Annotated in this window: 13 protein-coding genes and 1 riboswitch; of the genes, 3 read left to right on the forward strand and 10 right to left on the reverse strand. The window is 65.2% G+C overall.

The genetic code is table 11. The annotated features are described in order from the left end of the window. Window positions 1-65 precede the first annotated feature (65 nt). Window positions 66-650, reverse strand: a complete 585-nt coding sequence (locus CH278_RS08240; protein WP_032365869.1) for a helix-turn-helix domain-containing protein — start codon at window positions 648-650, stop codon at window positions 66-68. Window positions 651-762: 112 nt separating this feature from the next. Here CH278_RS08240 and CH278_RS08245 point away from each other — a divergent pair, with 112 nt between their 5' ends. Further along, window positions 763-1,887 (forward strand): hypothetical protein, encoded by a 1,125-nt coding sequence (locus CH278_RS08245; protein WP_256991753.1) that lies wholly within the window; start codon window positions 763-765, stop codon window positions 1,885-1,887. On the opposite strand, the gene CH278_RS08250 is transcribed toward CH278_RS08245, so the two are convergent. From CH278_RS08250 to metE, 6 genes are all read right to left on the reverse strand, one after another. Continuing rightward, window positions 1,817-2,731 (reverse strand): pseudouridine synthase, encoded by a 915-nt coding sequence (locus tag CH278_RS08250; RefSeq protein ID WP_027495880.1) that lies wholly within the window; start codon window positions 2,729-2,731, stop codon window positions 1,817-1,819. The genes CH278_RS08245 and CH278_RS08250 overlap by 71 nt on opposite strands. 92 nt (window positions 2,732-2,823) lie before the next feature. Next, entirely contained in the window at window positions 2,824-3,819 is a 996-nt protein-coding gene (locus CH278_RS08255; protein WP_094621606.1) for an NADP-dependent oxidoreductase, read from the reverse strand. Window positions 3,820-3,830: 11 nt separating this feature from the next. Beyond that, the gene (locus CH278_RS08260) at window positions 3,831-4,256 is read right to left on the reverse strand and encodes an organic hydroperoxide resistance protein (protein ID WP_027495882.1); all 426 of its coding nucleotides are present in this window, start codon (window positions 4,254-4,256) and stop codon (window positions 3,831-3,833) included. Continuing rightward, entirely contained in the window at window positions 4,253-4,711 is a 459-nt protein-coding gene (locus CH278_RS08265; RefSeq protein ID WP_032407643.1) for a MarR family winged helix-turn-helix transcriptional regulator, read from the reverse strand. The genes CH278_RS08260 and CH278_RS08265 overlap by 4 nt, the downstream gene beginning before the upstream one ends. Before the next feature lie 97 nt (window positions 4,712-4,808). Next, the gene (locus CH278_RS08270; RefSeq protein WP_094621607.1) at window positions 4,809-5,861 is read right to left on the reverse strand and encodes an iron-siderophore ABC transporter substrate-binding protein; all 1,053 of its coding nucleotides are present in this window, start codon (window positions 5,859-5,861) and stop codon (window positions 4,809-4,811) included. 100 nt (window positions 5,862-5,961) lie between these two features. Further along, window positions 5,962-8,229 (reverse strand): 5-methyltetrahydropteroyltriglutamate--homocysteine S-methyltransferase, encoded by a 2,268-nt coding sequence (metE, locus tag CH278_RS08275; protein WP_032371319.1) that lies wholly within the window; start codon window positions 8,227-8,229, stop codon window positions 5,962-5,964. 130 nt (window positions 8,230-8,359) lie between these two features. Further along, window positions 8,360-8,569: riboswitch (cobalamin riboswitch) on the reverse strand. A gap of 238 nt (window positions 8,570-8,807) precedes the next feature. Here metE and CH278_RS08280 point away from each other — a divergent pair. Then, window positions 8,808-9,899 carry a 3-deoxy-7-phosphoheptulonate synthase gene (locus CH278_RS08280; RefSeq protein ID WP_032390753.1) on the forward strand — a complete coding sequence of 364 codons (1,092 nt, stop codon included), beginning with the start codon at window positions 8,808-8,810 and terminating at the stop codon, window positions 9,897-9,899. 11 nt (window positions 9,900-9,910) lie between these two features. Here the strand turns inward: CH278_RS08280 and CH278_RS08285 are convergent, their stop codons facing one another. Then, entirely contained in the window at window positions 9,911-10,531 is a 621-nt protein-coding gene (locus CH278_RS08285) for an alpha-ketoglutarate-dependent dioxygenase AlkB (protein WP_032390754.1), read from the reverse strand. Between the two features lie 58 nt (window positions 10,532-10,589). Here CH278_RS08285 and CH278_RS08290 point away from each other — a divergent pair, with 58 nt between their 5' ends. Next, entirely contained in the window at window positions 10,590-11,015 is a 426-nt protein-coding gene (locus CH278_RS08290) for a VOC family protein (protein WP_032390755.1), read from the forward strand. A gap of 12 nt (window positions 11,016-11,027) precedes the next feature. Here the strand turns inward: CH278_RS08290 and CH278_RS08295 are convergent, their stop codons facing one another. Then, a complete protein-coding gene (locus CH278_RS08295; RefSeq protein WP_032390756.1) occupies window positions 11,028-12,047 on the reverse strand; it encodes an AraC family transcriptional regulator in 1,020 nt (339 codons plus the stop codon). Continuing rightward, a complete protein-coding gene (locus tag CH278_RS08300; protein ID WP_094621733.1) occupies window positions 12,044-13,216 on the reverse strand; it encodes a pyridoxal phosphate-dependent aminotransferase in 1,173 nt (390 codons plus the stop codon). The genes CH278_RS08295 and CH278_RS08300 overlap by 4 nt, the downstream gene beginning before the upstream one ends. Between the last annotated feature and the right edge of the window lie 15 nt (window positions 13,217-13,231).

Consider the following 13,231-nt stretch of genomic DNA (forward strand, 5'->3'; position numbering starts at 1 on the left):
CGGTGCGGATGACCGAGTGGATTCTGGGTCGAGCGGGCTTCACTGTCTCACACCGACATGACTTTTCATACAGTCGGTTTCGCGCGGACGTGCATGCGCTCGCCCTGAGGTCCGAACAAGCTCAGCAGCTCGACCGGTCGGTTGCCGACAGCGCCGAACCAGTGCGGTACCCGGGTGTCGAATTCGGCGGCCTCACCGGCCTTCATCGTCAGATCGTGTTCGCCGAGAATAAGTCTCAGGGTGCCGTCGAGAACGTAGAACCACTCGTACCCCTCGTGCACCCGCGGGCGTGGCTCCTTGTCGTCCGGACGAATCAGCAGTTTGAAGGCCTGCAGTCCGCCGGGGCGGAGCGTCAGCGGAAGGATGGTGACGTTCTCGCGCACCGTGGCTGTGGTGCGTACCCGGGGATCGGCGACGGGGGGAGCCGTCACCAGATCGTCGAGCGCCATCTGATGCGCGCGGGCGATCGGCCACAGCAGTTCGAGACTGGGTTTGCGGTCACCGGATTCGAGCCGTGAGAGCGTGCTGATCGAGATGCCGGTGGTGTCGGACAGCGCGGCGAGGGTGGTGTTCTTTTCCATCCGGATGCGCTTGAGGCGGGGGCCGAGGCCGGCGATGAGCTCGTCGAGGGTGGTTTCTGCGTCCGTCATCGATCCATTGCAGTTTCGGCAAACGAATTTGTCAAGTCGCCCCCATGCGGCGCGCGGGAATGCAGAGGCGAAAACAGCCCGGAGGCGACGGCGGGAAGCTCATACTCGGTTCATGATCGCTCTTCCGGGGCACCCGCAACGTACCGGCGTGGTCCGCGATGCCTACGGCAGTTCCGCGTCCGAGGCCTTCATGGTGGTGGCCATTGCCACGATTCTGGTCACCAGGGCGTATTTGGAGCTCACGCACTACCCGCAGGTCGGTGGCAAGTCGCTGCACATCGCGCACGCTCTGTACGGCGGGGCGGCGATGATGCTGGCTCTGCTGATCGGGTGGATGTTCATCGGGTTCGGCGTTCGGGTCTTCACCGTGGTGCTCGGCGGAATCGGGTTCGGGTTGTTTCTCGACGAGGTCGGCAAGTTCGTCACCAAGGACAACGATTACTTCTACGGCCCGTCGTCGGAGATCATGTACGTCCTGGTGGTGCTGCTGTTGGTGTTCAGCAGGATCGTGCGGGAGTTCCGCAGGCCGTCGCGGGACGAGTCGCTGGCGAATGCGGCCGCTATCGCCGCGGATGGCGTCGCGCACGGTCTTCCCGAGCATCGGCGCGACTGGGCGCTGCGGATGGTTGCGCGAGCGGAGTCGGACGGAGCCGACCCGGACACCGTAGCCGGAATCAGATTGTTGCTCGGCACCTGCCGCCGGTCGACATCGCGTACCCACTCGATGCGCCAGTTCGTTCCACGGCTGATTCCCGCGTTCTTCACCAGTCCCCGTTGGGTTCCCGTCGTCGGCTGGGGACTGGTCCTGATCTCCGGGGCGGGAGTCGTGTTCGGGATCGTCGAGCTCGTCCTGGGTGACCTGCTCATCGATCGCCGAGACCTGACGATCGACGTCGACAGGATGGGCATCGCCAGCGGCATCCTGTTCGTCAGTGCCTGCATCACTTTCGCCACGGCGCTGCCGGCGATGCTGCGGTTGCGAACGGGCGGTCCCGTGTGGCCGTTGCGCACTCTCCGCGTGTCCGCACTGGTGTTCACGTTGCTCAACGCGCTCGTGGATTTCGCCCAGGAGGGGTTCGCTGCGCTGGGAAATGTAGCGGTCGGTCTGTTCGCGCTCGCGGTCATCTCGCACCGCATCACCGTCCGAGCCGACGAAATAGCCGGTACTACGAAATCGGTTGCACTGCAGGAGGATCGAGACTCCGATTGCTCTCGAACCGTCGAACCACGCCGCTGAGCGGATCGACGAACTCGATGGAGCGAGCCAGTAGGCGGAGCGGATCGGAGTAGTCGTCGTCGGCGACCTCGCGGAACGACGGGTAGAAGTTGTCGCCCACGATCGGGATTCCCAGCGAGCACAGATGAACCCGAAGTTGATGCGTCTTCCCGGTGCGCGGGTGCAGCCGATATCGACCGTACGATCCGAGAGTGTCGACCAGTTCGACGCGTGTCTCGGCATTGGGCTCGCCCGGTACCTCTCGCGCCTGAAGAACGCCGCGGTCCTTGACGATTCGACTGTGCACCGTCAGGGGGAAGTCGACATTCTGGGACAGTGGGGCAATTGCCTCGTACTGCTTGGTGACCGTGCGCTGAGCGAACATCTCCTGATACGGCCGGCGCGCCTGCCGCTGCACGGTGAACACCAGTACACCCGCGGTGAGTCGATCCAGTCGGTGAGCAGGGCTCAACTCGGGGAGATCGAATTGTCGTCGCAGCAGAACCAACGCCGAGCGTGCGATGTACGCGCCTCGCGGCGTCGTGGCGAGGAAGTGCGGCTTGTCCACCACGAGCAGGTTCTCGTCGCGGTGCAGCACATCGAGGGAGAACGGCACGGCCGATTCCACCGGTGGGTCACGGTAGAGGTAGATGTCCGCACGCGGGCCGGCGATCGTCGACGGGTCGATCGGTACGCCCGCTGCATCGACGACCTCCCCGGCGGACACCTTCTCGGTCAGCCTGGCCGCATCCTGCGGGAAGCGGGCACACAGATATTGGAGCACCGTTGCGCCGGTCGCGACGTCGGGCATCCGCACCCTGGTGGGGTCGAGGCCGTCGCGCAACGGAAGTGGGGCGGCAGGCATGCAACGACTGTAATCGGTGCACGCATGGAAACACCCCGGTCGGAATTCCCGACCGGGGTGTGGACTGCGGTGACGCGCCGTGCCGGCCCGACCTAGATGGTGACGACCATCTTGCCGGTGTTCTCGCCCTTCATCAGTCCGATGAAGGCTGCCGGAGCGTTGTCGAGGCCTTCGACGATCGTTTCGTCGAATTCGATTGCGCCGCTGGCGAGCCAATCCGTCATCTTCGCGCGGAATTCCTCGGTGAGGTGCGCGTACGAACCGACGATGAAGCCCTTCAACGTCAGCTCCTTGCCGATGGCGAGGGCGAGGTTGCGCGGGGCCGGTGTCGGTTCGGTCGAGTTGTACTGAGCGATGGCTCCGCACATGGCAATTCGGCCGTGCTTGTTCATCGACCCGATAGCAGCTTCGAGATGGTCACCGCCGACGTTGTCGAAGTACACGTCGATGCCGTCGGGAGCTGCCTGTCGGAGCTGTTCGGCGACAGGGCCGTCGTGGTAGTCGAATGCCGCGTCGAATCCGAGCTCGAGCAAGCGCGCAACCTTGGCGGGGGATCCGGCGCTACCGATGACGCGAGATGCGCCGAGCGCCTTCGCGATCTGTCCGACGAGCGAGCCGACGGCCCCGGCGGCACCGGAGACGAACACGACGTCGCCCTTCTGGAACGACGCCACGGCCGTCAGGCCCGCATACGCTGTGGTGCCGGTCATTCCGAGTACGCTCAGGTATGCCGATGCCTTGGCTGCGCCGAGGTCGACCTTGCTGGCTCCCTGTGCCGGGACGATGGCGAGATCGCGCCATCCCTTGCCGTGCACGACAGCGTCGCCGACTGCGAAACCGTCGGCCTTGGATTCGACGACCTCGCCCACGGCACCGCCGTCGAGCGGCGCATCGATCTGGAACGGCGGGACGTACGACTTCACGTCGTTCATCCGGCCACGCATGTACGGATCCACCGACATCACGATGTTGCGAACGAGGATCTGCCCGTCCTGCAGTTCGGGGAGGTCGACGACCTCCGCGCGAAAGTTGTCTTCGGTCGGCCAGCCTTCTGGGCGGGACGCGAGGTGAATTTCGTGTGCCTTCATGGTGTTTCCTCTTACTCGTCTTCGGTGACGGTGACGGTGACGTCGATGTTGCCGCGGGTGGCGTTGGAGTACGGACAGACCTGATGGGCCTTGTCGGCCAGGGCCTGGGCGTTCTCGCGGCTCAGGTTCGGCAGGGTCACCTCGAGGGTGACTGCGAGCTGGAAGCCGCCTGCGTCGTTGGGGCCGATGTCGACACGAGCGCCGACAGCCGAATCGGTGACGTCGGCCTTGTCCTGACGCGCCACCATCTGCAGTGCGGAGTGGAAGCACGCGGCGTAGCCGGCTGCGAACAGCTGCTCGGGGTTGGTGCCGTTTCCGCTGCCGCCCATGGCCTCCGGGATGGCGAGATCGAGGTCGAGACGTCCGTCGGAGGTGCGGGCGTGGCCGTTACGGCCTTCGCCGGTGGCGAGTGCCTCTGCGGTGTAGATGGTTTTCATGATTCTCCTTCTGTCGTGCGCGAATCGGTGTGATGGAGAGCGCTCGTCAACGCGTCGAGCGATTCTTTGAGCTTGACGAGATCGCCGACGTCCATGCCGGTCTTCTCGGCCAACTTGCGCGGGATGTCGAGTGCCTCAGCGCGTAAGGCGCTTCCGGTCTCGGTGAGATGGATCTCGACGCGGCGCTCGTCGCTGCTCAGGCGTCGACGCTCGATGAAGCCGAGCCCTTCGAGTCGCTTGAGCATCGGCGAGAGCGTGCCGGTGTCGAGATCGAGTTCGGCACAGATGTCCTTGACGCCGCGCCCGTCCTTCTCCCACAGCACCAGCAGAACCAGGTACTGCGGGTACGTGACACCCAACTTGTCGAGCATCGGGCGATACACCGCGGTGGTAGCCCGCGAAGCGGAGTACAGCGCGAAGCACACCTGACGATCGAGTGCGAGTTCGTTGGTCACGAGAAGAACAGTAGTGCACGTTTAAGTTGTGCGCAACCTATCCGCCCGATGTGAGTGGAACTTCGTAGCCTGCTACGAAGTGTCACTCACATGGGGGTCAGCTCTGCAGAGCGTTTTTCAGGCCGTCGAGCACGATGGTCGCCGCCGTGGGGCCGGCGTTGAGGTACCACGGGTCGTCGTCGACGCGCACGATGTGGTTCTGCGTTGCCGCGCTCATCCCGGTCCACAATGGATTGGTGGTGTACGACGCAGCGCTCGAATCGGCTCTCGCGTCCTGGCTGGAGACGAATACCCAATCGGCGTTCGCCAACTGGATCTCTTCCTCGCTGAAGTCCTGCGAGGTCTTGTCGAATTGCTGGCTGGGCGGACGCGCCAGACCGGCGTCCGAGGCGATGAATCCCGCGAACGACGCGACGCCGAACACGCGTGCCCGGTCTGCGGTGAAGCGGACGAACGACACCGTTGGAGCACCCCCGGACCCGCCGCCGTTGGAGACCGAATCACCCAGTGCGCGAGCGTCGGAAGCGAATGTGTCCAGGAACCCCTGCGCCTGCTCGGTGCGTCCCAGTGCATCCGCGAGAAGAAGGAAGTCCTGCTTCCAGTTCACGCCGGTGCCCTCGGTCAATACGGTCGGCGCGATGGCGGACAGCGTCGGGTAGATGTCTTCCGAGCCGGTCTTGTTGGCCAGGATGAGGTCGGGTTCGGCGGCGGCGACGGCCTCGATGTCGACGCTCTGGCGGTTGCCCAGATCTGCCATCTGCGTCAGTTGGTCCGCGTACTGAGGGAACGAGAAGCTGATGTAGTCGGGCACCAGATCGGCTCCGTCGCCGTAGGCGGCACCGGTGGGGATAACGCCCAGGGTCAATGCGGCGTCGAGCTGGCCGGTGGCGATCACCACGATCTTCTTCGGTTCGGCGGGGATGTCGGTGGATCCGCCGAAATGCCCGACGGTGCGCGGGAACTCGCCGTCGGCGGCACCCGAACCCATCCCGTCGGGAATGCCGGTGGGGCCCGGAGCGTCCGATGCGGCGTCGGTGCTGGAGGTGGGAGGGGTGACGGTGCTCGGTGTCTGCCCGCCGCTGTCGCCGCACGCGACGGTGGTCAGAGCTGCGACTGCGACGAGGGCAGTGACGACGAGCAGACGTTTCACTTCGATCTCTTTCACCGAGCGGGCATGGATAGGTAACCCTAGCCTGGCGACCACGTGAGCGGAACTTCGTAGCAGGGGTCGAAGTTCCGCTCACATGGGGTCAGCGCAGCGCTGCCGCGGCCAGCACCATGTTTCTCAATGACTGCTCGACCTCAGCCGGGCCTCGTGTCTTCAGTCCGCAGTCCGGATTGACCCAGAGCCGTTCGAGGGGAACTGCCTCGGCCGCCGCGCGGAGCGACTCGGTGATCTCGGCGACCGTCGGAACTCGCGGCGAATGGATGTCGTAGACACCGGGTCCCACGTCGAGTGCGAAGCCGACCGCAGTGAGGTCGTCGAGCACCTCCATGCGCGAGCGTGCGGCCTCGATGGACGTCACGTCGGCGTCCAGGGCGACGATGGCGTCGATGACCTCGCCGAACTCGGAGTAGCACAGGTGCGTGTGGATCTGTGTCGCGTCGTCGACGCCGGACGTCGCGATACGAAACGAGCGGACGGCCCAATCCAGATACGCTGCAGTATCTTTCGAGCGCAGCGGTAACAGTTCGCGAAGCGCGGGCTCGTCCACCTGGACGATGCGGATCCCCGCCGACTCCAGGTCGATCGTCTCGTCTCGAATCGCCGAGGCGATCTGAGCTGCCGACTCGGCCGCCGGGATGTCGTCTCGGACGAACGACCACGCGAGAATGGTCACCGGACCGGTCAGCATGCCCTTAACCGGTTTGTCGGTCAGTGACTGCGCGTACGTCGCCCACTCCACCGTCATCGGTGCCGGGCGGGAGACGTCGCCGTACAGGATCGGTGGTCGCACGCACCGTGACCCGTACGACTGCACCCAGCCGTTGGCGGTCACGACGAAACCGTCGAGTTGCTCGGCGAAGTACTGCACCATGTCGTTTCGTTCGGGCTCGCCGTGGACGAGCACGTCCAACCCCAGACGCTCCTGCAGTGCAACGACATCGGCGATCTCCGCGCGCATCTGCCGCACGTACTCCGCCACGTCGACGGTTCCGCTGCGCAGCGCCGCCCGCGCGCGGCGGATCGTGCTCGTCTGTGGGAAGGAGCCGATGGTCGTCGTCGGCAGAACAGGAAGCGAAAGATGCTCGGCCTGCACGACGCGGCGGACGTCTCCTGGGCTGCGGTCACGGCCGACAGCACTGGTCACGCGCGCACGGATTGTCGGATCGTGCAGCCGTGCATCGTGTCTCCGCGAATCCAGAGCCGCGCGGGCCGACTCGAATCGGTCCGACACGAATCGATCGTTCTCCCCGGCTGTTCCGCCCTGGAGTGCGCGCGCGAGCACCGAGACCTCGGTGATCTTCTCGTTCCCGAACGCCAGCCACGACCGCAGTGTCGGTTCGAGCTGAGGTTCGGCGTCCAGCGAATAGGGAACGTGGAGCAGTGAGCACGACGACGACACCGCCACTGCGCGCGCATGTCTGCCGACCTCGTGCAGTGTCTCGAGCGCGGCGTCGAGATCGGTGCGCCAGACATTGCGTCCGTCGACGACGCCGGCCACGACGAGCATCGTCGAGGTAGCGGGAGTAGCTGCAAGTTGCTCTGCCACACCGGGAACGGTCAGATCGATTGCCAGGCTCTCGATCCCGGTGGACGCCACTGCGGGCAGCGCGTCGCCCAGGTCGCCGAAGTAGGACGCCAACAGAATGGCCGGGCGGGTCTGCGAGGCTGCGAGTTGCTCGAAGCATCGGGTCGCCGCTGCGACGGTCTCGTCGTCGAGATCGCGCACCAGCGCCGGTTCGTCGATCTGGACCCACTCGGCTCCGGCTGCGGCGAGGAGTTCGAGCAGACGGGCGTAGAGCGGTATCAGTTCGTCCACTCGTCCCAGCAGCGAATCGGAGGAGCCGACGGACTTGGACAGCAACAGGAAGGTGATCGGTCCGATGATCACCGGACGTGCCGGGATCCCCAGTGCACGAGCCTCGTTCACCTCGCCGAGCACCTTGTTCGGGTGCAGGGAGAACGTGGTCTCCGGCGAGATCTCGGGCACGAGGTAGTGGTAATTGGTGTCGAACCATTTGGTCATTTCGAGCGGGACGATGGTCTCGGTGCCGCGGGCGGCGGCGAAGTACCGATCGAGTTCGTTTTCGACCGCCTCGACTCGCGGTGGCAACGCTCCGAGGAGGGCCGCAGTGTCGAGCATCTGGTCGTAGTACGAAAAGGTGTTCACGGGAACGGAATCGAGCCCGGCTGCGAGTGTGTGCCAATCGTTCTCACGAAGATTCTTCGCGACCGATTCGAGGGCCTCGGCGTCGAGCTTTCCGGCCCAATAGGATTCGACGGCTTTCTTCAGTTCTCGGTTGGGTCCGATGCGAGCCGAACCGAGCACGGTGGCGGTGAAATCGTTGTTCACAGTTGATCTCCAGGGTGACTACACGTGGGTGGTGCACCGTCTTCACGGGCGCGCAGATCCCGGTGAGCCCTGACCACAGCCGTACCAGGGTTACGCGCCCATTCCACGAGGCGGTGAACCGCTGCACACGGCGTGCACAGCACAGAGGGCAGGTATTCGGACTTGCAGGCGCGCGGACGAAGAGCCCACTCCTACTGGCCGTCGCTTCCCGAAGAGGCTTCTTCAGTGCGTGATGACGGCGGTCGTTCCTGCATACCGCTGCGGGACAGTCCCGGATTCTCACCGGGTTCCCTCTCGCGATGCGCCGTGACTGCACGCACCGCTCGACGCCGAGGTGAACTTCGGGGCTCCTCATGACCACCTGGCGAACCGACTGCAGGGACGAGCGTAGATGCATCACGGGAGAGTCTGTTACGGTGCTCTTCATGCAGCGCACGTATTTCTGGTTTAGCAGGCCGGCCCCGGGTGGGTCAGCCAGCGACGCCATGCGCTGACCCTCCACCCCACGAGCCGGATACAGACCGGCTCGAAGTGCGCGTGGAGCATGCGGAGCCGGCCTGGGAACAGGAAACCCTCTCATGACGCTCTCCCTCGACACCCCGTCACTCGACGATCAGCGCACGATCAGCATCAGTCCGCTGGTCGCGCCGTCGGTCGTACGCCGCGAGCACGCGGTGGACGACGCGATCTCGGCGAGTGTTCGTACCGGACGCTCCGGTGTCGTCGACATTCTCGACGGCCGTGACGACCGACTGATCGTCGTGGTCGGCCCGTGTTCGGTGCACGACACCGACGCTGCCCTCGACTACGCCCGACGCCTCGCCGCCACGGCAGCTGAGCTGGGCGATCGACTGCACATCGTCATGCGGGTCTACTTCGAGAAGCCGCGGACGACGCTCGGCTGGAAGGGTCTGATCAACGATCCGCACCTCGACGGCAGCTTCGACATCAACGAAGGTCTTCGAGTGGGACGCCAGCTGCTGCTGGACATCTCGGCGCTCGGCCTGCCCGTCGGCTGCGAATTCCTCGACCCGATCACCCCGCAGTACATAGCGGACCTGGTCAGCTACGGTGCCATCGGAGCACGGACCGCAGCCAGCCAGGTGCACCGGCAGCTGTGCAGCGCCTTGTCGATGCCGGTCGGCATCAAGAACTCGACCGAAGGTGACATCCAGGTCGCCGTGGACGGAACCCGCGCCGCCGCGGCGAGCCACGTCTTCCCCGGAACCGATCTCGACGGCAAGGCGGCTTTGATCAGGACCGTCGGAAACCCCGATTGCCACGTCATCCTGCGCGGCGGCGTCGACGGACCGAACTACGACGCCGCGTCCGTGGCCGATACCGTTGCCCGCCTGCGTAAGTCGGGTCTGCCGGAGCGAGTCGTCATCGATGCCAGCCACGGCAACAGCCGTAAGGACCACAACAAGCAGGTGGACGTCGTCACCGACGTGGCCACCAGGGTCGCGGCCGGCGAGCACGGAACTGTCGGGCTGATGCTCGAGAGCTTCCTCGTCGCGGGGCGTCAGGACCTCGAACTCGGCCACCGCGACGAGCTCGTGTACGGCCAGTCCATCACCGATGCATGCCTCGACTGGGACACGACGGCAACGCAATTGGCCACTCTCGCGGCGGCCGTCGAGACGCGGCGGGCCGCGAACGCCGCGCGCTGACGCGTCGTACGCTAGCGAACCCCGCGCGGTCGAAATTGCACGCTGATGCGTGGGCCGACCGCGCGGGTCGATTTGGGAATTGCATGCTCCCAGGTCCGTTGACAGGACCCGCCCATCACCACCAGGTCGCCGTGACCGAGGCTGAATTTCAGAGAGGTCCCGCCGCCGCGGGGACGGAGCATGAGTTGTCTTGTCGCACCGAGCGATACGATCGCCACCATCGTGTCCTCGGTGGCGCTGCGGCCGATGTTGTCGCCGTGCCAGGCGACGCTGTCGGACCCGTCGCGGTAGTAACACAGTCCCGCGGTCGCGAACGACTCCCCGAGCTCGCTTCGGTAGTGGTCGTCCAGTGCATCGCGGGCCTCGTACAGTGCCGCATGCGGCCAGTGCTCCCGCTCGGCGTAGTACCGAACCAGGCGCGGCACATCGACCACGCGGTCGTACATCTGCCTACGTTCGGCGCGCCAGTCGACGTCGGCGACCAGCGAATCGAAGAGATCGCTGTCGGACAACCAGCCCGGCCGCACATCGACCCAGGCACCGAGCGTCAGCTCGCGGCGGGTGACGGACTGCAGCGACCCGACGCCACCGTCGTCGTCACCGAACAGCGAACCTTGCATCGCGAGCGACATGACTCGACTGTATCGAACAGGTGTTCCCATTGCCAGCTCCCGGCGGTATCGTTCTCGCATGGGTTACCGATTTCAGGTCGTCGTGGACAGCGTCGACCCGCATGCGCTCGCGGCATGGTGGGCACAGACTCTCGGCTGGCAGATCGAACCCAGCAACGAGGAGTTCATTCGCGAGATGGTTGCGGCAGGCCACGCCCGAGAGGAGGACACAACCGTGTTCGACGGCGTTCTGGTGTGGCGAGCAGGCCAGGGCATCACCGATCCGGAATCTCCTGGCACCCCGCGGGTGCTGTTTCAGGCGGTACCCGAATCGAAATCCGTGAAGAACCGACTCCATCTCGACGTTCGTGTCGGTGACGGACGCGAGGCGGTGGTGACCGAACTCGAAGGTCGAGGCGCGTCGGTACTGCATCGCGGGCAGCAGGGGCCAAGCACCTGGATCACCATGACCGATCCCGAGGGCAACGAGTTCTGCGTCAGCTGATCGCGCCGAGCTCTATCGATACGTGCCGGGAGTTTGCCCGGTCCAGCGTTTGAAGGCCCGGCGGAACGCGCTCGGTTCGGAGAAGCCCAGGCGGGCCGAGATGTCGTCCACGCTGTCGCCGCGGCTCAACCCCGAGATGGCAGCGTCGCGCAGAACCTCCTCGCGGAGCTGATTGATGGAGGTGCCTTCCTGGCGAAGGACGCGCCGCAGATGCGGCGGGCTGATGTTGAGCATGGCCGCAATCTCTTCGGTAGCCGGCGTCCCGCCTCTGAATCCGGTCTCCAGGGCCCTTCGGACCTGACTCGACGCAGTGCTGTCGTAGTCCCTCGACGAGAACAGCAGGTTGGGTGACTCCGCGAGGTACTCGGCCAGTGTGGCCTCGGTCTGCACTATCGGGGCGCGCATGAGCGCGGTGTCGAATTCCAGTGCGGCGCGCTCGGATCCGAACTGCACATGAGTTCCGAATATGGTGTCGTACATCTTCCCGGCCTCGGGTCCGGGCAGTGCATAGGGCAACTGAACCGACAGGAGTTTGACCCGGTTACCGATCAGCCACGCCGCGAACCGATGCAGCAGAATCAACAGGAAGTCGGTCAGCAATCGCTCGGCGAGCTCGTTCGCTTCGGGGCTGAGGTCGGTCGTGGCTTCGACGTGCACCGTCAGAACCGTCGACTGCTCGGTTCGATCCAGCGTCATCGGTTTCACCGGAATGAGCACGCGCATGGTCTCGGACATTCGAATCAGCGCTGCCCACAGATTCTCCGTGTGTATCAACGTCTGACACACCACCCGAAAACTGCCGCGCCGCACGGGAACTGCGGCGAGTCCGAAGAGTTCGTCGCCGGTCATCGCCCAGACGGCCTGGGTGAACGCGGTGACCTGTCGGGTGGTGAGCCGCTCCGCCGGGTCGTCGAGAATGGTGGTTCCGATCCCGGCCATCGACAACGGGTACGTCAGGTCCACTCCGCCGTTGGCCGCGAGGTCGACGGCTTGCCTGACGAAGTACGCCGGAATCGTCGGTTGCGCAGTCACAATCGCCGTAACCTCTCGGCGGCATCGGCGAGCACGTGGTCCTGCTTGCAGAAAGCGAAGCGCACCAACGACTTCCACGGCGCAGGCTCGTCGACGAAGGCAGTCACCGGTACCGCGGCGACGCCCACGAGATCGGGCAGGGTGCGACAGAACTCGTACGCATCACCGCGGCCGATCGGTGCGATATCGGCGCACACGAAATATGTTCCGGCACTGTGCTTGACGTCCGCACCCGCCTCGGACAATGCCGCGGACAGCGTGTCTCGCTTGCGCTGCAGACCGTCGCGCATGGCGGCGATCCACGCCTGCTCGTGACCGAGTGCGTACGCGACGGCGGGCTGGAACGGGGTACCGCCGACGAAGCTCATGAACTGCTTGGCGGCGCGCACCGCATCGATCAGCTCTTTCGGTCCGAGCGCCCACCCGGTTTTCCAGCCGGTGGCGTTGAACGTCTTCGCGGCACTGGACACGGTGACGGTTCGCTCGAACATGTCCGGCAGCGTCGCGATCGGGGTGTGCACACCGTCGTCGAAGATCAGGTGCTCGTACACCTCGTCGGTGAGCACGAGCAGGTCGTGGGCGATCGCGATCTCGGAGATACGGATCATCGTCTCGCGATCGAACACGGTGCCGGTGGGATTGTGCGGCGAGTTGACGATCAGCATGCGCGTTCGTGGGCTCACGGCCCGTTCGAGGGCGTCGGTGTCGACGGTCCATCCGTTGCCGTCGGTGACCAGGGGAACGGCCGTGCGAGTGGCTCCGGCCAACGCCACAGCGGCCGCATAGGAGTCGTAGAACGGCTCGATCAACAGCACGTCGTCGCCCGCCTCGATCAAGCCGAGCAGCGTCGCCGAGATGGCCTCGGTGGCACCCACGGTCACGAGAACCTGCGAATCGGGGTCGTACCGAAGTCCGAACCGGGCGTGCCGGTCTTCGGAGATGGCTGCGCGCAGGACCGGCATTCCCGGGCCGGGGGAGTACTGGTTGAGGCCGTTCGCGATGGCGTCCCGCGCGGCCTCGAGCATGGCCGACGGTCCGTCCGTGTCCGGGAATCCCTGCCCCAGATTGACGGCGTTCTTCGCCACCGCGAGTGCGGTCATCTCGGCGAAAATGGTCGATGCGAACGGGCGCAACCGGGTCACTGTGCGCGACGGCAACATCTCGGACATTCCTGCAGCGTAGTT

Source organism: Rhodococcus sp. 05-2254-5 (genome assembly GCF_002258575.1).
GTDB lineage: Bacteria > Actinomycetota > Actinomycetes > Mycobacteriales > Mycobacteriaceae > Rhodococcoides > Rhodococcoides fascians.